The organism is Mesorhizobium sp. M1A.F.Ca.IN.020.03.2.1 (genome assembly GCF_004023205.1).
Taxonomy (GTDB): Bacteria; Pseudomonadota; Alphaproteobacteria; order Rhizobiales; family Rhizobiaceae; genus Mesorhizobium.
Genome location: NZ_RZSV01000022.1, coordinates 20,662 through 41,494, shown reverse-complemented (window position 1 = coordinate 41,494; position 20,833 = coordinate 20,662). Strand labels below are relative to the sequence as shown.

At 65.4% G+C, this 20,833-nt stretch carries 17 protein-coding genes; 5 read left to right on the top strand and 12 right to left on the bottom strand.

Annotated elements, in window-relative coordinates; all coding sequences use genetic code 11:
• From tssM to tssA, 12 genes are all read right to left on the bottom strand, one after another.
• Positions 1 to 1,801, bottom strand: a 1,801-nt coding sequence (tssM, locus tag EOA79_RS06270) for a type VI secretion system membrane subunit TssM (protein WP_128292938.1), incomplete at its 3' end; no start/stop codon positions are given.
• The gene (gene tssL, locus EOA79_RS06265; RefSeq protein WP_067327605.1) at positions 1,801 to 3,135 is read right to left on the bottom strand and encodes a type VI secretion system protein TssL, long form; all 1,335 of its coding nucleotides are present in this window, start codon (positions 3,133 to 3,135) and stop codon (positions 1,801 to 1,803) included. The genes tssL and tssM, both read right to left, overlap by 1 nt.
• Positions 3,136 to 3,139: 4 nt before the next feature.
• Positions 3,140 to 4,474 carry a type VI secretion system baseplate subunit TssK gene (tssK, locus tag EOA79_RS06260; protein WP_067327608.1) on the bottom strand — a complete coding sequence of 445 codons (1,335 nt, stop codon included), beginning with the start codon at positions 4,472 to 4,474 and terminating at the stop codon, positions 3,140 to 3,142.
• Between the two features lie 37 nt (positions 4,475 to 4,511).
• Positions 4,512 to 4,964: a type VI secretion system lipoprotein TssJ gene (gene tssJ, locus EOA79_RS06255; RefSeq protein ID WP_066989071.1), complete on the bottom strand. Its 453-nt coding sequence runs from the start codon at positions 4,962 to 4,964 to the stop codon at positions 4,512 to 4,514.
• A 3-nt stretch (positions 4,965 to 4,967) separates the two neighbouring features.
• Complete coding sequence (gene tagH, locus EOA79_RS06250; protein ID WP_095823902.1) at positions 4,968 to 6,416, bottom strand: type VI secretion system-associated FHA domain protein TagH; 1,449 nt, start codon at positions 6,414 to 6,416, stop codon at positions 4,968 to 4,970.
• Positions 6,413 to 7,495 carry a type VI secretion system baseplate subunit TssG gene (tssG, locus tag EOA79_RS06245; RefSeq protein ID WP_067327614.1) on the bottom strand — a complete coding sequence of 361 codons (1,083 nt, stop codon included), beginning with the start codon at positions 7,493 to 7,495 and terminating at the stop codon, positions 6,413 to 6,415. The genes tagH and tssG overlap by 4 nt, the downstream gene beginning before the upstream one ends.
• Positions 7,459 to 9,333: a type VI secretion system baseplate subunit TssF gene (gene tssF, locus EOA79_RS06240; protein ID WP_067327617.1), complete on the bottom strand. Its 1,875-nt coding sequence runs from the start codon at positions 9,331 to 9,333 to the stop codon at positions 7,459 to 7,461. Before tssF ends, tssG begins: the two co-directional genes overlap by 37 nt.
• Position 9,334: 1 nt before the next feature.
• Positions 9,335 to 10,087, bottom strand: coding sequence for a type VI secretion system baseplate subunit TssE (gene tssE, locus EOA79_RS06235; RefSeq protein ID WP_067327620.1), 753 nt, complete (start codon positions 10,085 to 10,087; stop codon positions 9,335 to 9,337).
• The gene (locus tag EOA79_RS06230; protein ID WP_170950255.1) at positions 10,074 to 10,523 is read right to left on the bottom strand and encodes an Hcp family type VI secretion system effector; all 450 of its coding nucleotides are present in this window, start codon (positions 10,521 to 10,523) and stop codon (positions 10,074 to 10,076) included. Before EOA79_RS06230 ends, tssE begins: the two co-directional genes overlap by 14 nt.
• A gap of 59 nt (positions 10,524 to 10,582) precedes the next feature.
• Positions 10,583 to 12,088 (bottom strand): type VI secretion system contractile sheath large subunit, encoded by a 1,506-nt coding sequence (tssC, locus tag EOA79_RS06225; protein ID WP_066989059.1) that lies wholly within the window; start codon positions 12,086 to 12,088, stop codon positions 10,583 to 10,585.
• Between the two features lie 3 nt (positions 12,089 to 12,091).
• A complete protein-coding gene (gene tssB / locus EOA79_RS06220; protein WP_066989057.1) occupies positions 12,092 to 12,628 on the bottom strand; it encodes a type VI secretion system contractile sheath small subunit in 537 nt (178 codons plus the stop codon).
• Positions 12,629 to 12,633: 5 nt separating this feature from the next.
• On the bottom strand, positions 12,634 to 13,833 hold the full coding sequence (tssA, locus tag EOA79_RS06215) for a type VI secretion system protein TssA (protein ID WP_067327623.1): 1,200 nt from the start codon (positions 13,831 to 13,833) through the stop codon (positions 12,634 to 12,636).
• Positions 13,834 to 14,165: 332 nt separating this feature from the next.
• On the opposite strand from tssA, the gene tssH reads away from it, so the two are divergent.
• From tssH to EOA79_RS06190, 5 genes are all read left to right on the top strand, one after another.
• Entirely contained in the window at positions 14,166 to 17,006 is a 2,841-nt protein-coding gene (gene tssH, locus EOA79_RS06210; RefSeq protein ID WP_127335178.1) for a type VI secretion system ATPase TssH, read from the top strand.
• A gap of 112 nt (positions 17,007 to 17,118) precedes the next feature.
• Positions 17,119 to 17,412, top strand: a complete 294-nt coding sequence (locus EOA79_RS06205) for a hypothetical protein (protein WP_245479189.1) — start codon at positions 17,119 to 17,121, stop codon at positions 17,410 to 17,412.
• Positions 17,413 to 17,693: 281 nt separating this feature from the next.
• Positions 17,694 to 18,896, top strand: a complete 1,203-nt coding sequence (locus tag EOA79_RS06200) for an ABC transporter substrate-binding protein (protein ID WP_095823900.1) — start codon at positions 17,694 to 17,696, stop codon at positions 18,894 to 18,896.
• Positions 18,897 to 18,976: 80 nt separating this feature from the next.
• Positions 18,977 to 19,843 carry a branched-chain amino acid ABC transporter permease gene (locus EOA79_RS06195; RefSeq protein WP_066989049.1) on the top strand — a complete coding sequence of 289 codons (867 nt, stop codon included), beginning with the start codon at positions 18,977 to 18,979 and terminating at the stop codon, positions 19,841 to 19,843.
• Between the two features lie 6 nt (positions 19,844 to 19,849).
• A complete protein-coding gene (locus tag EOA79_RS06190; protein ID WP_095776296.1) occupies positions 19,850 to 20,830 on the top strand; it encodes a branched-chain amino acid ABC transporter permease in 981 nt (326 codons plus the stop codon).
• Positions 20,831 to 20,833: the final 3 nt, after the last annotated feature.

Below are 20,833 nucleotides of genomic sequence, written 5' to 3'. Positions count from 1 at the left end.
CCGGCAGACTGTTCACCCACCAGTTCTGCACGAAGTCGGTGTCCATCTGCGACAGGCCGGTCATCATGCGATAGGTCTTCAGCGCGCCGAGCATGAAATCCGGATCGCGGATCTGCCGCCACATCGTGGCTTCGAGCAGCGCCACCATATGCGGCTCGAGCACGTTGCGCAGCGCGTGGTCGTAAGTGTCGGTCTGGGCGCGCACGAGCTCGGCCGAAGCGGTCGGGCCGAGCAAATTGTGGACAGCATCCGGCGGTGCGGTGCGTGCCGTCGCCACCGTGTCCATCGCGGCCAGCGCCCCATCCATCGTCGGCTGCTCCACCGAAGCCGGCGTGGCGGAGACGTCGGTGAGCGGCGCCTGCAGCGCCTCGAACTGGCCGGCCTGCTCGGTGATCGCATTGCGGTTGTCGAGATAGGACCAGGTGAACAGCCCGCCCGCCAGCAGGGCGGCAAGCGCGCAAGCCGCGGCCGCGCCGCGCCAGATCCAGGCGCGCCGGCGCTGCGCCAGCGGATCGAACGTGCCGAGACCCGCTTCCTTGAAGATGACCTCGGTCAGGAGATTGCGCAGGAAGAAGCTGCGCTTCTCGACGCGCGGCGCGAGCATCGCGCGGCGCGGCGGCAGCCCGAAGGAGGAGGACAGCGCCGCCGTCAGCCGGTCGATCGGCGCGCCTTCCTGTGTCGCCGAGGTCAGATAGAGGCCGCGCAACCAGGCGGCTTCCTCGTAGCGGCTTTCGCCGAACATCGCCTCGATCAGCACCTGGATCGGCTCGGAGAGGCTGGCGAGCTGGGCCGGGAAACGGAAGATTTCCGCGCGCGATCCGAGCTTGTCCTCGTCCTCCAGACGCGGCACCAGCCGCCGCTCCAGCTCCGTGGCAAGCGCGGCGAGCTCTCTTTCGATGGTCTTGGCGTCGATGCGGGCATCGAGCGGAAAGGTCGTCCCCCATACCTGCTCGCGGGCGGCGGTCGAGAGACCGCCGAAGAAGGCCTCGAAGCCCTTGATCAGGTCGGCCTTGGTCAGCATCAGGTAGACGGGAAGGCGAATTTCGAGGCGGTCGTTCAGCTCCGCCAGCCGGCGGCGGATCTTGCGGCCATGCGCCTTGATCGCTTCGTCGCCTTCCGAAAGCGCATCGATCGACAGCGCGACGATGACGCCGTTGAGTGCGCGCCGGCCACGATGCTTCTTGAGAAGATCGAGGAAACCCAGCCATTCCGTCGCGTCGACATCCGGCTGGCTTTCCTGCTGGACGTAACGGCCGGCGGTGTCGATCAGCACCGCATTCTCCGAGAAGAACCAGTCGCAATTGCGCGTGCCGCCGACGCCCTGCAGATCGTCGGTGAGATCGATCGGGAAGTTGAGGCCTGACTGTCGCAGCGCCGTGGTCTTGCCCGTGGCCGGCGGTCCGACGATGACATACCAAGGCATCTCGCGCAGGAATTTGCGGCCGCCGAGCTTGCGTCGCTTGAGCTCCGCCATCACCTCGCCGAATTTGGCGCCGACTGCGGCAACGCTTTCCTCGCCAGGAGTGAGCTGCTTTTCCGCCACGGGCGCGGCGATCTCGGCGACGAACATGCGGTTGGCGCGGATCGCGCGGCGCTGCGCGATGATCAGCCAGATCAGCCACAGGATGATCAGCCCGGCGATGATGGCGATGCGCACATTGTCGGAATCGAACGGCGCATACGGGCCGACCTGGACGATCGGGCCGAACACCCAGATCAGCAGGGAAAGCAGCGCGATGCCGATCAGCGTCCAAAGGAAGCGCGAAGTGAGAACCGCCCAGAGGAAGCGCAGGATGAACATCAGAGCCTCTTCTCGACCAGGACCTCGACGCGGCGGTTGAGCGCGCGGCCCTCGCGCGTCGAGTTGTCGGCCACCGGATCGGTCTCGGCGCGGCCTTCCGAATGAATGCGCTCCTGCGGGACGCCGGCCTGCACCAGAAGGTTGGCTATGGTCTCGGCGCGCGCTTCCGACAGCCGCTGGTTCGACGAAAGCGGGTTCGATTTCTGCAGGCGCACATTGTCGGTGTGGCCGACCACCGTGACGTTCCCGATCAGTTCCTGATTGGCGAGGATCACCTTGGCGATCGATTCGATTAGAGGCTCATAGCCCTGCGTGAGTGTTGGCCGCGCCGACTGGAACAGTTCGGGATTGGAAGACTGGATGACGAGCTTGGCCAGCGACACGCTCTCGGTCCCGCTCAGCGCCCGCTTGAGACCATCCGGTGCCTCGGCCTTGAATTCAGGCAGCAGCGCAAAATCGACCGGTTCCGGCTGCGGCGCCTCGGGTTCGGGCGCGTCGACCTTGGGCGCGGCGCGGGTGACGTCGCCCCGCGAGGGCGGCGGCAAAGCGCGGACCAGGGCGGAGAGCTCGACCGCCTGGCTGCTCAGCCCCATCGACAGGCCGACATAAGCAGCGGCGGCGATGACCACGGCCGCCAGCGCCATCACCCAGATCGGTACGATGAAGCGCTGCGGCTCGTCCGAGGCGATCACGCCCTTCCAGTTCGGCGACAGCGGCGCATCTTCGGCGTCGGCATTGCGCAGGAAGCGCGCCGCCGCCACGCGAACGGCATTGAGCGAGCGGTCGCCGGCGCGGCCAGGCACGCGATATTTGCCGCGGAAGCCGAGCGCCAGGCAATAATATTGCAACTCCAGCATTTCGCGGTCGCGGTTCGGATGCCTCTCCAGTTCGTCGAGCCGCGAGAAGAACTGCGTGCCGGCATCGACGTCGCCGCGCAGCATCACCACCAACGGCTGGCGTGGCCAGGCGCTGGCGCCGCCCCAGGGCGTGTTGAGCGCGAGGTCGTCGAGCAAGGCCGCCACCGCCCAGGCGGCCTGATCGGCCCGCTCCAGCGACGAGCCCGCGGCCATCGCGGCGTCGCGTGCGCGCACGAGCTCCTCGAGCAGGCGCGTGCGCAGCACTTCCGGGTTCTCTGGCGCCAGCGCGCTTTCCAGCTCCGGCGCGAATTCGAGCAGCGGCGCGAAGCTATTGATCAGCACATTGGGATGGGCGCGCGCGCGCTTCACCGGCGCGCCCGGCGCCAGCGGCGCCATCGGCCGGGGCGAAGCGCCCGTCAGCCTGATGCGCGTGCGTTCGCGATCCTCCGACAGTCCGAAAGGATCATCCCGGCTCATGGCCTCACCTGTTCACCGAATAGCAGTCGACCTGCGGCTCGCTTGGCAGCACGCCGGAAACGCCGATGACGAAACCGGGGGCGTCGAGCAGCGAGGCCCAATGCTCGCTCTTCTGGTCCAGCTCCAGGCACAGCCGGTCGCCGTCATAGGGGATCTCGCGCGGCTGCGAATGCAGCGGCTTCAGCGGAATGCCGGGCAGGCGCGACTTCCACAGCCCCTCGAACTGGTCGGCGGACCCGACGGTGGCCTGGTTGACGAAGATCTTGCGCAGCGCGTCTTCCGACAGTTCGGAGCCGACGCGGATGACGATGCGGCTGGCCACCAGAAGTTTCGGGTTGTCGATGCGCACCTTCCAGACATTGGTGGCATGCCGCATGACCGGCAGCGCGCGCGATTTCGGCTCGATATACCGCAGGCTGAGGATCAGCGAGCGCAAGGCGTCCGCCAGGGCCATATAGGCAGGGCCGGGCGCCATGTGGTCATAGGCCGGCAGCTCGCCGAGCCGGCGCGAGCTGGAGCCATAAGTCGCCATTTCGCCGGCGAGGCCGGCGAGCTCGAGGTAGAGCTCGGCCGGATGGAAGACATCTTGCGCCAGCATGTGGGCGAGCCGCGGCTTGGCCGCATTGGCAAGATGAAGCATCAGCAGGTCCTCGACGCTGCGGCCGGGGCCTCCCATCACCATCTTGCCATGCGCTTCGGCGATCTGGTCGAGACCGGTGACGACCTCCTGCAGCAGTTGCCGATACCAGGCGACCGCGCCCGTGATCAGCGTCGGCGGCAGGAAGCTCTCGTCGAGCGAGACGCCGCCGTCGGCCCGCACGCCCTTGATGTCGGCGACCGGCAGCGCGGTATAGCCGCCGACCGATTTGCCGGGCGCAAGCAGCACCGCTTGCGGCCGGGCGATCTCGATCTCTTCCGGGTCGGCGCCGCCCTGCACGGAATCGCGCACCGACACGATCCTGCCGTGATAGCGCGCGCCGGTCGACGCGGCATGCGCCGGGTCGAAACCGACGCCGCCGGGCGGCTCGAGCGGCAGCGCGACCAGCACCGGCCCGGCGCCGGTATCGGCCGTGACCGGCAGCGGTTTCGGCGCGTCCATCATTTCCGGGATGGAGAAGGGCGTGCCGTCGGGGAAAATACCCCGGGCGGACACGATAGAAACCTGGCCTGCATCGAGCAGCGATTGATCGAGCGTCAGCTGCTGGAAGCCGAACGTATGGAGCTGGCCGGCCTGCAGCGCGCCCCGCACCATCGCCTCGAAGAACCGGTCCTGCTGCTGGAAATGCTGGGTTCTCAGGAAGAGCCCCTCGGACCATAGCACCCTGTTTGCGTCGCTCATGCCGCTGCTCTCTGCACTGCCAACTTCTGTCTCGCCGTCAGGCGGAAATACCGCCGCCGCCTAGCGTGACGTTGATGGTGAATTTCGATCCCGCCGACACCGACTTGGTCGTGCGCCAGTTGCGTCCGCCGGGTTCGCGGATCAGCGCGACGAAGCCGAGCGCCGTCGCGTTCGGTTCGACCGTGATGGTCTTGGCCGCCGTCTTGCCCGGTGCGACGGAGATCGAATCGGATCCGATAAGGTCGGCCCCAAGTGCGGACCCCGCATCGCCCTGCAGCGCGAAATAATCGGCCGAATTGAACTTGCCGGTGCTGGCAAGCCGCATCACCAGCACAGTCACCGGTCGATCGCCGCCGCCGGGTCCCGGATTCATGCCGGCGCCACCGGTCACGTTGACCGAGATAACCGATGGTTTCGGCGGGCCGCTCTGGCAAGCCGCAAGCAGCCCCGTCGCGCCGAGCGCAACGATGAATTCGCGTCGATCGATCATGTCCTACTCCTCTTCGTATGCATCCCTGAAGTCTGCGCCGATCTCGCCCAGGAAACTCGATTCCGCGCTTTGGGCGATGTCGCGATGGCGTTTCTGGTAAAGCTCCCACAGCTTAGCGTTGCGGCCGCCCGCAAGCAGGTTGCCGATCGCGGAATTGGATTTCAGCTCTTCCTCGATCGTCGCCGGATCGAACCGGTCGATCATGCGCCGCAGCGCTGCCTGAACGCCGCGCCAGGCGCGCACGTGGTGCTGCGCGAGATCCTTCACCGCATCGCCGATCGCCGCCTCGCCGGAGAGGAAGCCGGGACTGCGCTCCGAGATTATGGTGACGATGACATCCTCGACCGTCGGCAGGAATTTGAGCGGGTTGACCTCGGAGGCGCCGACCACCGTCTGGGCAACGCGCGCGCTGCCCTTTTCCTCGGCGCGCTTGCGCAGAAGCTGCATCAGCCCGTCCAGCATCAGCCGGTACTCGCGCCCGAATTTTTCCATCTCGGCGATCGCGTCGCGCCCGACAAAATCGGCCTCCTCGACCCCCATGCCGCGCAGGAAGGCGGCGCGCAGCGCCATATCGCCGGGCACAGGCTGAACTGCACGGGACGGCCTGGGCGCGGGAGCCGGGCGCGGCGGAGGAGGCGGCTCGGGCGTGCGCGCCGGCAAGTCCCGCGGAGGAGCGACCTGCGGCTTTTCGGCTGGCTGCTCGCTGCGACGGGCCGTATGCGCGCCGTTGGCGGAGGCAGGCGTCGCGGCTGGGCCGAAGCTGAAGTCGTCGAAGCCGGTCGGTTTCGGCGCCGGCTGCGCCGTATCGCCGCGCGCGGGCATGTCGCCGAAGCCGAACGGATCGGACCGGCCAGTTGCCGAGTCGTCGTCCGAGGCCGGTGTCGCCACCGGGTCGAGGCTGAATGGGTCGTCGAAGGCGGGCGAACTGCGCTGGTTCGAGGCGCGGTCATACGCGCCGGGCACAGGCTGCTCGAACGGGTCCGGCAGATCGGCCGGCCGCGGCCGCCGCGGCTCCTCCTCGACCTTGGCCGAAAAGAAATCGTCGCCGCCGATGCTGGGCGAAGATCGCTGCTGAGGCGCCGACCAGGCGGCGGCGGAATGGTTGGCGGCCTCACCGACCGAAGTCTGGCTCGCGCTTGGCTGGATCTCGACATAGAGCACGTAGTCGCCCAGTCTCAAACGCATGCCGCTTTGCAGCCGTGCCGACCTGCCGGTGCCGAGCGGGCTGTCGGAATCGTCGATGAACAGCCCGCTGCTCGATGTATCGGTGACGAAGTAGCCGTCGCGGCCGCCGCTGATCTTGCAATGGGCGCGCGACACGAACATGTCCGGATCGTCGATCTGCCAGCCGGCATCGGCGCTGCGCCCGATCACCAGCTCGCCTTCGTCCAGCCGGGTCTGCCTGACCACCTGGGAGCGCGGGCCTTGTTCCAGCGTCAGCAGCAGGCTCATGCGGCCGCCTCCGCCATTTCCGGCCGCCAGCCGACGACAGTGCGGAGCTTGAGATCGTCGGCGTCTCCCTTCTCGGCGGGGCGAGCAAGCCAGGAGGTTCGGCCGAGCTGGACGGTGCCGATCTTCGGCGGCGGCACGGCGTCGCGCGCAAGCACGATGCGCAAATCGACATCCAGCGCTTCGCCGATCATGTCGCGCACCGCTTTCTTGAAGAGGGCGAGGCGCCGCTCTCCAGGCAGGAAGGACTTGAAGTCGTCGAGATCGAGCGGGCCGACGCGCAACTCGATCCGGCTCTGGCGGCTGAAGACGCGCGGGCCGATCGTCGCCCCGCGCCCGAGCGCCGCATAGGCCTTGCCGACGCGGCTCTGCAGTGCCGCCGGTATGGTGATCCAGGAAGCGACGAATTCCTTGATCTCGACCGGCACCTTGAAGGCCGTGGCAAGAAACAAGGTGAGCCGTTCCGGACCGTCGACCTGGCTGGCCAGCGATCCGGCCTGGCGCAGCCGCACAGCGTCGAGTTCGGCATCCTGGGTGCCGGGAAGGCCGATCCCCGACATTGCTTCCAGCATGGCGCGGACGCGTCCGCCGATCGAGCGCTCGACCTGCACCGCCGGATGTGCGTCGGCCCAGGCGCGGTAGTAAAGCGCGATCATCCGGTGCTGCAGGATGTTGACGAAGTCGACGAAGGTTGTGTCGCTGGTCTGCTCCGCTTGCGTGCCGGTGAACCAGCGCTGCGACAGCCGGTCGAGCACCCAGCGCGTCAGATGCAGCGGCATCGGCCCTTCGGGCCCGAGCAGTCCGAGATTGGCGACGGTCACCCGCGCCGGAGCCTTTTCGCCCGCCTCCTGGAATTTCATCACGTCCCTGGCCGAGAAGCTCAGGCGGACATGCTGGCCGAGCCGCGCCGGCTCGCGATTGGCCTGGCCGGAATAGCCGAACAGCCCGCCCCTCTGCTCCAGCCGGCGCAGAAGCTCGAAGAAGTCAAAGCTTTCCGACAACGCCCCGATTCCGTCTGAGACGGCTTCGCTCAGGGCGGGCCGCGCTAGATCAGGTAGCGATTGCCGGGCGTCATCGGCCATGGCACATCCTCCTGCTTCTGCAGCAGCCGCGTGCGTGTCCGCACGAAACCGTTTATCCCGGCATGGCGGGCAAACAGCCGCGCCAGCAGGGCCGAAAGCAAAAGCGTGCTTTGCCCCGCCAGCACCGACTGGTCGACATGCAGCGTCACTTCCGTGCCCCGCCCGAAGCACATCGGCCCGTCGATCTTGAGCCGCTCGATCACCGGGCGCGAGTCGATGCGGGTGATCGAATGCACGTTGCGGGCGAGGCTCGGGTCGCCGCGGTCGGCATAAAGATCGAGCAGCGCGTGCAGCGGATCGACGCCGCGGCCTTCCTTGGCGAGACTCAAGAAGTTGAGCGAGAGCTGCGCCACCAGCCGCCAGGCAAGATTGTCGGCGCGGGATTCGCCTTCGGCGCCCGCCGGCAGCGACGCCGGGATCGACGGCTGGGGCGGCCGCAGCGCGCCGAGCAGCCTGACGGCCTCCACCGGGTCCGCCGTCTCTAGCGTCAGTGTCGGTGTGTCGTCGAGGATCGGCAGGTCGCGATTGGTGCAAAGCGCCATGATGTCGAGGCGCTTGAGCGGCCGGTTGGCCGGGCTGCCGGCCGGGCGCGACACCGAGAGGAAAACGTCGTCTCCCGTGTAGGAGGTGCGAGTCAGGCCGTCGCGACGCTCATCTTCGGTGGCCCTGCGAGGGCGCCGCTCGGTCGAATACACCCAGCCGCTGCCGCGGTTCTGCCCCAGGCTGAAAAGCTCGGGAATCTCGGCCTCGCTGCCCTCCGCGTCGGCATCCTCCACTCGGGTGACGCGGAAGATCTCGAAATCGCGCGCTCTGGTTCGATCGGCATGCAGCACTTGCCTTGTCCTGCGCGGATCGATCTCGATGACGTTGCATTCGCGCTCGAAGAGATTGATCAGCGGCGTCACGAAGAGCTCGAAATCGGCCGGCGCAACGTCGGCGAGCTCGGGCACCGGGCGGCGGAACAGGAAGATGATCTCCATCCCCGCCTCGCATCTGCGCACCACCGGCTGCAGGCCGGCGACCCGCACATAGTGGAAGCGTTCGGGGACCATGAAATATTCGCGCAGCAGGCGGTAGCCCTCGAAGGTCGGGCGGGTGCGCGGCATCAGCGCCTCGTCGTCGCGGATGCCGACCATCTCGGGCTCGGGCAACGCCGATAGCGGATTGGTCTTTCCTTCCGCCCGCGCGCCGACGGCCGAGCAGGCCCCGAAGATCGCGTCGAACAGGAGCGGCGCCTTGGTGCGACCGGCGAAATAGAGATCGAGACGGTCGAGCGACAGCTCGCTGAGCTTGCCCTTTCCGGTGCGCGCAAGCGCGACGCGCAGCGCTGCCTCGCCGCGCGCTCCGGCGACTGGGCCGATGCCGGCGGCAGCCAGCGCGCTGCGATCCTGGAAATAGCTGACGGAGGTGATCGCGATCGGCCATAGCGTGATCTCTTGCGCGGTGCTGAAGGTTGACCGCGTCGACAGCCCCGGATGCAGGCTGGAGACCAGTCGTGTGCCGCGCGCGACTGTATGACCGGCGATCATCGACTGCACTTGCTGGCCGGGTTTCAGCACCGCCATCGCCGTTGCCGGCGCCGGGGTGACCAGGTCCGGGTAAAGCACGTCGAGCACGGCGCGCGAGAAGCGCGAGCGCTCGGCGTCGACCTTCAGCCGCGTGCGCGCGGCAAGGAAGGCCACGCCGTCGAGCAGCCGTTCGACATAGGGGTCCGGGCAGGGAACGGTGTCGAGGGAAAGATTGCGGGCGACTGCCGGATGCATATCGGCGAATTCGGCCGCGAGCGCCCGGATATGGGTCAGTTCTTCTTCGTAATATTCGACGAAGACCCGATCCATCTCAGGTCTCCCGGAATTCGGTTCGCGCCAGGCCGTTGTCGAGATTGATCGTGGTGCGCAGCCGCATGCGCTCCGGCGTCGGCGTCATGATCAGCACGGCGTCGATCTCGATCTTCAGGCCGACGCTCTTGTCGCCAAGGGTGACATTGACCGTCGTGGCGCTTTCCTTGAGCCGCGGCTCGAAGGTGGCGAGCACCGCGCGGATCTCGCGCGCCAGGGTATCGCGGTCGAAGTCCCGCGAGGAGCGGCCGGAGAAGGACGGCACGCCGTAGTTCACGACGCTGCGGCGCACCTCCGGAAAGTCGGCAAGCGACGGCAGCTCGTCCAGGGGCTGTTCGTGCTCGGCATCGGAAAGCATCGGAACGGACTCGAAGCGCTCGGTGTTGAACAAGGCTTCGATGTCGCGCCGGACGGCTTCCCTGAGCACCCGCGCCGACACCACCACGCCGCGGCTTTCGATCTCGGCGCGATGTTCGGCCTGGAACACCAGACGGTGCAGGCGCCGCTTTTGGTCGGGGGTGAGTTCCGCATCGGCATCGATGGTGCGTGCGCTGCCGGCAAGAAGAGCCTCGACGCGCTCGGCGCCGAGTTCTTCTTCCAGCAGGCGACGCAGCCCCTCGATCTCCGACGTCAGCCCGGGCAGGTCGTTGATGAGGCGGTCCCAGAGGGAGGGCTGGACCGCCTCGCGCTTTGCTCGCGAACTGCCGGCGAGCTGCGCCCTTGCGCCGGGCCTTTTGGCCTCACTTGCCGACATAGACATCCATTTCGATCTCGTCGTCCTTGTCGTAGACGAATTTGATCTTCTTGTAGGCGAAGCTCACTTCTTCCTCGATCAGGTCGGCCTCGTCATCGGCCTGCTTCATGTCGTATTCCATGATCGAAGCGTCGGTGAGCGTCACCACCAGATAATCGCTGGTCTCGCCGTCGATGGTGCGGCGCGCCGAAAACACCACTTCGTCGAGCGCCTTGTTGTCGAACAGCGCCTTCTTCAGGTAAGGCGACGCCTTGTCGTAATGCTTGGTGAACTTGATCATCCCCAAGGATACGCGCCCGCGGCGCGAGAGCGAATTGGGATCGTAAGGCGCGATCATCTTGTAGTCGACGCCATGGACTTCGATCTCATCTTCGTGGCCGTCGCGCACGCTGGGACCCTTGATGTCCGGAACTTTCAGAAAACCATCGATCTTCATTGAAGGCATTGTCTTTCTCCACCGCTCTCAAACCAAACAAGATGACTATGCTTGCGATTTCACCCCTTCACTGACGGCAGTTCGGACACCAGCCGGAGCGAGGCATTGATGCCTTCCAGCTGGTAGTGCGGACGCAGATAGAAACGGGCGTTGTAGTAACCGGGCCGGCCTTCGACACTGTCGACCTGGACCTCGGCCGCGGCGAGCGGGCGCTTGGCGCGCGCCTTGTCGTCGGCAAAGGCTGGATTGGCCAGCACGTACCGGTTGATCCATTCGGTCAACCAGATCTGCATGTCGGTGCGTTCCTTGAACGAGCCGATCTTGTCGCGCGCGATCGCCTTGAGGTAGTGGGCGAAGCGCGAGACCGGGAACAGGTAGGGCAGGTTGGCGCTGAGCCGCTCGTTGGCCTGCGCGTCGGGATCGACCAGACGCCCGGCTCGGGTCTCGTCGTCCTGCAGCGAATGGGCGCCGATGAAGGCCGCAAGGTCGGTGTTCTTCCGGTGCAGGATCGGCATCAGGCCGAGTTTGGCGAGCTCCGCTTCGCGCCGGTCGTCGATAGCGACTTCCGTCGGGCATTTCATCGCGATCGATCCGTCGTCGGTCGGAAACGCGTGCACCGGCAGGTTGAGCACCGTGCCGCCGTTTTCGACGCCGCGGATCTGTGTGCCCCAGCCAAAAAGCTTGTGGCTGCGGTTGATGTTGACGCCCATCGGGAAGGCGGCGTTCATCCAGACATATTTGTTGTGGTCGCCTCCCACCTCTTCCTCGAAGGTGAAACCCTTCACCGGAACGGTTTCCGAGCCGTAAGGCAGGCGCGCCAGCACCCGCGGCATGGTGAGGCCGATATAGCGGGCGTCCTCGCTCTCGCGCAGCGACTGCCACGAGGCATAGGCCGGGTTGTTGACGATCATCTGCAGGTCCTGCGGGTTGGGCAGTTCCTGCCAGCTGTCCATGCGGAACAGGCGCGGCGAGGCGGCGGCGATGAAGGGCGTGTGCGCCGAGGCGCAGACGCCGGAGATGTTGCGCAGCAGGCCGACGTCGCGCGGATGGTTCGAGAATTCGTAGGCGCCGAGAATGCAGCCGATCGGCTCGCCGCCCAGCATCGAATACTCGTCCGTATAGACCTTCTTGAAGATCGGGCTCTGGTCCCACATCTGGCCTTCATAGTCTTCCAGCGTGTCGGCCAACTGTTCCTTGGAGATGTTCATCACCCGGATCTTGAGCTTCGTATCCGTCTCGGTGTTGTTGACGAGATACCAGAGGCCGCGCCAGGTGCCTTCCATCTCGCGCACTTCCGGCGCGTGCAGGATCTCGTTGACCTGCGTCGTCAGCATCTTGTCGATGCCGGCGATCAGCGACTTGATCGACTTGATCGCATTGGACGAGATGGTGGTGGTTTCGGAGCGCGACTGCGCCGCCAGCGCCAGGTTGCGCACCAGCTGCTGGAGCTTCTCGCTGTCGTCCTTCTTGACCTTGAAATCCTTTTCCAGGAGGCCGCTGAATTCGCCGAGGTCAATCGCTTCCGCCTCGGCGGTGGCGGCTGCGGTTTTTTGCTGTTCAGCCATGACTTACTCCTCGCCCTTGCCCTCAGAAATCGCCTGGCCGGCGATCTTGCTCAGCAGCGGTTCGTTGTTCAGAAGCTGCGCGATGCGCTTTTCGGCGTCGACGCGGCCATCCATGAAGCCGAGCAACTCTTCGAGCTGCCGGCGCATCTTGAGGATCTCGGCCAGTTGCGGGACCTGCTCAGCGATCTTGTCCGGCGCGAAATCGCCCATCTTGGAGAAGGTGAGATCGATCGCGAGCTCTTCGTCCCGCTCGGCGCCCTCGGCTTGCGGGAGTGTGTTCTTTACTCGTGCCTTCACCCGCGGCCCCATGGCCTCCATGAACTTCGGGAACCGATTGGCGTCGGTCTCGACGAAGTTGCGGTCGAGCACCGACTTCACCGCTTCCTTGGTCTGTGAAGCGCCGGAAAGATCGGCCATCACGGCCATGACGAACGGCAGTTCGATCGTTGTCGGGCTGCCGTAGGTCTCGACGTCATAGGCGATCTGCACGCGCGGGGCGCGGTTTCTTTCGATGACCTTCGCTTTGCTCTCTGCTGGCATGCTTGTTACCTTTCATCCTTCTGGGCCGGCTTCTTCGGATCGGGGACACCGGCAAGCAGCCGGAACTCCTTCAGCCCCGATGGGGCGAGATCTTCCATCAATTCCACGAAATCCATGTGCACCATGCGGCGCACGCGGCGGGCGAGATGCGGGATCGGGCTCGACGGCTCGGTGCGGTCATAAAAGGCGACGACGAGATCCAGGCATTTGACGACGTCGTCGCGCGAGGTGATCCGGTCGGGCAGCCCGGCGCCCGGTTCCGCATAGCTTGCGACACTTGCCATCGATTCGGCTCCCCTCGCTTCGGCGCCCATCCTTTCGGCGCCATGGCCGTTTGGGCCGGGCGCTGCCGGTTCCGCCGGCTGCGGGATTGGCTTTGCGGCCCCGTTCGCCCCGGCACCGGCGGCGGAATTCCGCTCCAGCGTCGTCAGCAATCGCTGCAGGAAGCGTCTCAATTCCGGAATGGCGGGGCCATTGCCGTCGATGCGCTTGTTGAGGGCGGCGTCGACCTCGTCGAGAGCGGCGATCACCGCGCGGGCGTCGGCGAGCAGCGAGGTCATCGCCTCGCCGGCCTGATCGACTTGCGCCTTGCACCCGGTGCGCACCCGGTTCACCAGCTGGTTGTGGCCGCTCACCAGCGCCGCCTTTTCCGCCGCGCCCAGTCCCGAAGCAGCCTCCTGCAGCATGACGTGTTCGTCGAGGCTGCCCTTCTCCAGGTCCTCTCCCTTGATAGGGCCGACCGTGCGCGGCGCAAAGAAGACCATGCCGCGCAGATCCTTGAGCAGCCCGTCCTGGCTGTTTTGCAGGTCGATCAGCGCATTGATGCGCCGCAAGGCAGCCTCGCGCGGCGTGGCGCCAGAGCGCAGTGCCGGATGCATCGTTTCCCAATGCCTGTCGAAGGTTTGGGCGATCAGCGTCAGGCCTTCGGCGAGCCCGCCCAGCTGTTCTTCGTTGGCAAGGGCACGCACAACCAGCACGAGAAGGCGCAGGTCCCGCCCGTGCGACCGCAACTCCTCCGCCTTGGTGAGTACGACGGACCAGTCGACCGGAACATCGACTTCCGATTTGTTGTTTCCTTCGTATTCGACCTTTTTCTGCTGTTCGGTCAGGCGCTCCAGCTCATGAAAGGCCGGGTCGTTACGCAAGTCCTCTCCCGACGGATTTTCACCGTTCAGAGGATTCAGCCAGAGTGCGAGATCAATCACACTAACCCCCAGCCAGCGGCCCTGAGACCCTATGTGACGCAACGTTACCACCGGCCTCGCGTCACGACAATTGAGCAGCTGCTCAAAAACTAACGGATGCTAAACGCGACCGTTTCTTTCAGCAAAACCCATTGCGCGATTGCCGGGCCGGGTATGTGAAATGGCTCGCATAGCCCGGACCGCAATCCGGTATTTCTTGCACGACATTGCAGAGCTTGTGTAACCGGGCAGTGCCGCCCGGATGGATCCAAACGCCTTATCCGTCACACGGCTTTGTCAAGCCGCCGCTTATATGGCAGGGTACGGTTGGCAGATTGCGGGAGCAGGTTCGAATGGAACAGCGCCGGTCATCGCAGAGCTTCAAGCGTAAGGAACTGGTCGCCAAGCTCAACGCCACGGGGGTGCGCGCCTTCAAGGCCGCGGCCGACACGGCCAAGCTGCGCGGCAATCCTTATGTGGAGCTCGTCCACTTCATCCAGCAACTGGTGCTGTCCGAGCGCTCGGACGTGCAGATGATCATCGCCGATGCCGGGTTGGACGTCAGCCGGCTGACGGCTGACATGACCCGGGCCATCGACAAGCTGCCTTACGGCGCGACCTCCGTCGAGGAATTCTCCGATCACATCTTCCACGCCATCCAGGAAGGCTGGAACCTGGCGACGCTGGAGTTCGGCGTCGAGGAGGTGCGCAGCGCCCATATCCTGCTGGCCTGCCTGAGGACGCCGGTACTGGAAGGCCTGGTGTCGAAAATCAGCGCCGAATTCGACAAAATCGATGCCGACGGCGTCGTTTCCCGTTTCGCCGATGTCACCGAAGGCTCGCTCGAAGCCGGCACACCTCCCGCCTCTGCCGCCGCCGAACAGCCGATGAAGCGCGGTCCGGGCGGAGATTCGGCGCTGGCCAAATACGCGACCGACCTCACGCTGCGCGCCCGCGACGGCAAGATCGATCCGGTCGTCGGCCGCGACCCGGAAATCCGGCAGATCGTCGACATCCTCATGCGTCGCCGCCAAAACAACCCGATCCTGACCGGCGAGGCCGGCGTCGGCAAGACGGCGGTGGTCGAAGGATTTGCGCTCCGCATCGCCCAGGGCGACGTGCCGCCGACGCTTGAGAATGTCAGCGTGCGCATGCTCGATGTCGGGCTGATGCAGGCGGGCGCCAGCGTCAAAGGCGAGTTCGAGAAGCGGCTGAAGGCGGTCATCGACGAGGTTCAGGCCTCCGAGGTGCCGGTCATCCTGTTCATCGACGAGGCGCATACGCTGATCGGCGCCGGCGGTGCCGCGGGCACCGGCGACGCCGCAAATCTTTTGAAGCCGGCGCTGGCGCGCGGCGAGCTGCGCACCATAGCCGCCACGACCTGGGCCGAATACAAGCAGCATATCGAGAAGGACCCGGCGCTGACGCGCCGTTTCCAGGTGGTCAAGATCGAGGAGCCGTCGGAAGCTGTGGCCGTGCTGATGCTGCGCGGCGTCGCCGGCGTCCTGGAGCAGCACCACAAGGTCCAGATACTGGACGAGGCGATCGAGGCGGCGGTCGCGCTCTCGCACCGCTACATTCCGGCCAGGCAACTGCCGGACAAGGCGGTCAGCCTGCTCGACACCGCCTGCGCCCGCGTCGCGGTCTCGCAGCATGCGACGCCGGCCGAGGTCGAAGACATTCTGCGCCGCCGCCAGGCTCTGGAGGTCGAGAGCGGCATCATCGGCCGCGAGGCGGCGATCGGCATCGAGGTCGCCGACCGGCAGGCTCGCGTCGATGCCGGGCTGGCGGAAACCGAGACGACTTTAGCCGCCGCCCAGGCGCGCTGGGATCGGGAAAAAGCGCTCGTGAGCCAGATCCTCGACCTGCGCGCCAAACTGCGCGGTGAAGGCGTGCCGCTCGATGCGGCGGGGGGGGAGGCCGGGGAGGAAACCGTAGCGGCTGAGCCGGCTGCGTCCGAAACTCCCGAAGCAAAGGCGCCCGAGAGCAAGGCGGCTGAAACCAAGCCCGCGAAATCCAAGGGCTCGAAAGCCAAGGCGGCGAAGGGCGAGGCGGTCGACCCCGAGGCGGTCGTCGGAGAGACGATCGCCCAGGGATCGGCCGGTTCGTCTGCCGATCTCGCGCGGCTGCGCGAGCTGATGGCGGAGCTTTCCGCGGCGCAGGGCGAGACGCCGCTGATCCTGCCTTCGGTCGATCGCAATGCGGTCGCCGCCGTGGTGCAGGATTGGACCGGCATCCCGACCGGACGGATGCTGTCCAGCCAGACCGAGAAAGCGCTCAGGCTGGCCGCGACCCTTTCGGAACGCGTGGTCGGCCAGGATCACGCGATGGAGATGATCGCCAAACGTGTCCAGACCAGCCGCGCCGGCCTTGGCGCGCCGGAAAAGCCGGTCGGCGTATTCCTGCTCTGCGGCCCCTCCGGCGTCGGCAAGACCGAGACCGCGCTGGCGCTTGCCGAGACGCTTTATGGCGGCGAGCAGAACCTGATCTCGATCAACATGTCCGAGTTCCAGGAAGCGCATACCGTCTCGACGCTCAAGGGCGCGCCGCCCGGCTATGTCGGTTACGGCAAGGGCGGCATCCTGACCGAGGCGGTGCGGCGCAAACCCTATTCGGTGATCCTGCTCGACGAGGTCGAGAAGGCGCATCCGGACGTCCACGAAATCTTCTTCCAGGTCTTCGACAAGGGCATGATGGACGACAGCGAGGGCCGGCGCATCGATTTCAAGAACACGCTGATCCTGCTCACCTCGAATGTCGGCTCCGACGTCATCATGGACCGCACCAAGAACGGCACCGTGCGGACCGGCATTGACGATCTCGACGCGGCCCTGCGCACTCCGCTGCTGAAAGTTTTCCCGGCCGCCTTCCTCGGTCGCGTGGTCACCATACCCTATTATCCGCTGTCGGATTCGATGATCGAGGCGATCGCCCGCCATCAGTTCGGCAAGATCGCGCGGCGGCTTAAAGCGACCAACGATGCCGAACTGGTCATCGGCGACGGCGTCATGGATCTGGTCAAGGCGCGCTGCACCGAGATCGAGTCCGGCGGCCGCATGATCGACGCCATCCTCACCAACACGCTGCTGCCGGAGCTCAGCCGCGGCGTGCTCAACCGCTCGCTGGAGGGCGAGAAGATGACGAAGGTCACCGTCGGCGCGTCCAAGGAAGGTTTTACCTACTCCTTCGAGTAGCCGCAGCAACTCCGGGGAAGGAGTGTAGCGCCCAATCGGGCCAAGCGATTTTGAAGATAGAGACTGGGAACTTTTGCTCCGCTGGCGATTTTGGATATGCTGCTGATCCGAAATGGCCGGAAAGGTGCCGCCGATGACGAAACACCTTGCGATCTCCGCTCTCGTTCTGGCCACGGCCATTGGCGTGTCCGGCGCGGCGTTCGCCGGCGACCGGCAGCTCAAGCGCCCGGTCGAGCAGGAGCGCTACGTTCCGGCCCAAGGCGACCTCATCGACATCCTGTTCGGCGGACCGCGCTACTATGACGCCATGCTGGTCACTTCGGCGGCGGGCGCATGTTCGTACCACCGGACGGGGCCGGACGCGAACGCGCTGAACAAAATCAACGACCATCACTGCGGAAAATAAGGTCTGCCCCGCGCCATTCGTACGGGCCAGCCGTCGGCAAGGCGCGACCGCCTCCATTGATCATGCCGCGAACTGATCGTTCGCCGAGGTGGCTGGCCGTTCGGACAGCCAGTCCTCAGCCTGCCCCGCGGTTGGGCCGCTCTGCCGTCGCACACATTCAGCCCAACATTGTATACAATAACAAAGAAATCTGTTGACAATCTGTCCCAGGCGGCTTCCCATAGGCTATCCGCGCAGCCAATGAGCAAAAACAAAAGCGCGATAACCAGAAGGGAACCGATATGATCAACCGACGCTCGACTTTGAAATCGCTGGTGCTTGGCGCCGTCTCGACCCTGGCCATGGCCGCCATAGGCATCCCGTCCGCGCAGGCTGAAAACAAGGAACTGAAGATCGGCTTTGTTGGTGTCACCAGCGGTCCCGCCGCCGCCTGGGGCACGTCCAATGTGCGCTCGATGCAGACGCGCGCCGCCTGGCTCAACGAAAAAGGCGGCGTCAAGATCGGCGACGACACCTACAACATCAACATCGTCACCTTCGACGACCAGAAGGATCCCAAGCGCGCCATCGCCGGCATGGAGAAGATGGCGCAGGAGGGCATCCACTATGTCGTCGGACCCAATGTCGATGACGGCGCTGCTGCGGTGCGCCCTGTCGCCGAGGCCAACGGCATCATCTATTTCCCCTACGCCTTCCCGAAGGCGCTCTACCAGAAGCCGGCCTCGAACGCCGTGCTCGGCATGATCGCCAACTACCAGTCGGGCCCGGCGATCTATAAATACCTCAAGGAAAACAAGGGCGTGAAGACGATCGCCTTTGTCGCCGCGAACGAATCCGACCCGCTCAGCCAGCGTGACAGCGGCGTCGAGGCGGCCAAGGCGCTCGGGCTCGACGTCGTCGCGCAGAACGACACGTACCAGAACGACACCCGCGACTTCACGCCGGTGCTGACCCCGATCGTCGCGCTGAAGCCCGATCTGCTGGTGCTGTCGGGCGTGGCGCCGGCCAACGCGCCGCTGCTCATCCGCGCCGCCCGCGAGCTCGGCTTCGAGGGCTTGATCTCGACCGAGACGGCGCAGGACGCCAAGGTTCTGGAGGAGGGCGCCGGCGAATACGCCAACGGCTTCATCTCCGTCGGCGGTGCCTCGACGCCGGAGATCGCGTCCGACGAGATGAAAGAGTTCGTCGCCCGCTACACCAAGATGTTCGGCGAGTATAACGACGAGTCCAACACCAAGGTTTACGCGTTGGAGTACATCATCGAGACGATGAAGGCCAATCCGGCCGCCATCAACAATGTCGACGAATTCAAGAAGACCATGGACACCTTCTCGGCGCCCAACCCCTTCCTCAAGGGGGACGCCAAGCTGAGTTATGTCGGCGCGACCTCCTTCGGCCAGAAGCGTCAGCTAGCCGTGCCGATGGTGGTCAACGAATACAAGGACGGCGCTTTCCAGACCCTGTTCGTCGGCTCCGTCGACTAGGTTTGGGTTCCTAAGGTTACTTCCTCCCGAATGCCGGGGGTCCGGGCGATGCTCGGACCCCGCGGAAGATCGAAGGATCCATGGAACAGGTCATCGCCAACGGATTGTATCTCGGCGCCCAGTACGCGCTGATCGCGCTCGGGCTAACCCTGATCTTCGCCCTGATGAACGTGCTGAATTTCGCCCACGGGCAGATGTACGTTCTGGGCGGGTTCATCACCTACACCGTCTACGGCCAGCTTGGCCTGCCTTTCGTCGTGGCGCTGCTGGCCTCCGGTGTGACGCTCGCCGTCATCGGCGCGCTGATGGAGAGATTCCTCTTTCGAACGGTTATCCGCCGCAGTCACCGCGAGGAGAGCACCATGCTGCTCGCCGCCGCGACGGCCTTCTTCTTCGACGCCGTCATCCTGCTCATGTTCGGTGAGAAGCAGCGCGGCGTTCCCAAGATCGTCAAAGGCGTCTTCAACGAGGCCGGCATCATCATGCCTTATGACCGCCTGGTTGTCGGCGCTCTGGCCATCGTCTTCATCGCCGCCTTTGTCCTTTACATGCAGTACAGCCGGGTCGGCCGCGCCATGCGCGCGCTCGCCCAGGACCGTGTCGCGGCCCAGTTGATGGGTGTCAGGGTCGACCGCTATTCGATGATCGGCTTCGCGCTCGGCGCCATGCTGGCGGGCGTTGTCGGCGGCCTACTGGTCACCATCACCGGCGTCAATTCCGGCATTGGCGGCCCGATCTCGATCAAGGCTTTCCTGATGGTGATGATCGGCGGCGCCGGCGTCGTCGGCGGCGCGATCGCCGGCGGCTTCATCCTCGGCATGATGGAATCGGTTGGCCTCACCGCGCTGCGCGAATATGGCGACGTCACCTATCTCGTCATCTTCGCCGCCCTGATGGTGTTTCTGTCGATCCGCCCCAACGGGCTGATGGGCAAGCCGTGGGGTTGATCTGCCATGACCCGCAATCGCAACATGAAGATCGCTTCGGTCGCAGCCTTCCTGGCGATCGTCTTCATCGCCGTGCCGGCCGCGATCTCGGCCAGCGGCCGCATCGACCTCTACTACACGCTGACTTCGGTGGCGCTGCTCAGCATCGCCAGCGCCGGCGTGTGGCTCACCTTCTACATCGGTCGCATCAATATCGGCCAGGGCGCCTATGCGCTGATGGGCGGCTATGTCTCGGCCATACTGGTGATGAACCACGGCTGGTCGTTCTGGCTGACGCTGCCTGTCGCGGGTCTCTTCTGCGCCGGCGCGAGCGTGCTGATCGGTCTGCCGATCCTGCGGTTGCGCGGCGTCTATTTCGCCATGGTGACTCTGGTTCTGACCGAGGTCGTGCGGCTCTTGGCGCTGGCGCTGCCGATCACCAACGGCGCCAAGGGCATCGTCAGCATCCCGCTGCCCGGCGCGCTCTCGGTCTTCGGGCTGACCATCATCCCGGACTTCGCCACGCTGCAGAATTCGCGGCTCGCTTTCTACCTGCTGGCGGTCACGCTGATGGTGGGCTGCTTCGCGGTGATGTATCGGCTGGTCAACTCGCGCATCGGCAAGCTCTGCCAGTCGCTGCAGCAGAACGAGGAACTCGCCTCCTCGATCGGCGTCAACATCGCCTATCTGCGCGTCATCGCCTATGCGGTGTCCTCCTTCTTCGGCGGTCTCGCCGGCGCCATCTTCGCCGCCATCTCGCAGTCGATCTATCCGTCGAGCTTCACGGTCACCGATTCCGTCAACTTCATGCTGAACTGCTTCCTCGGCGGCCTCGGCTACGTGTTCGGTCCGATGCTCGGCACGCTGGTGCTCTATTTCGGCTGGGACCTCTTGTTCCAGACCGGCCAATTCCAGCTCCTGATCTATTCCGGCCTGATGATCGTTTTGATGCTGGTGCTGCCCAACGGCCTGCTCAGCCTCACGGTTCCGACCCGGAAGAAGGCTTGAGCC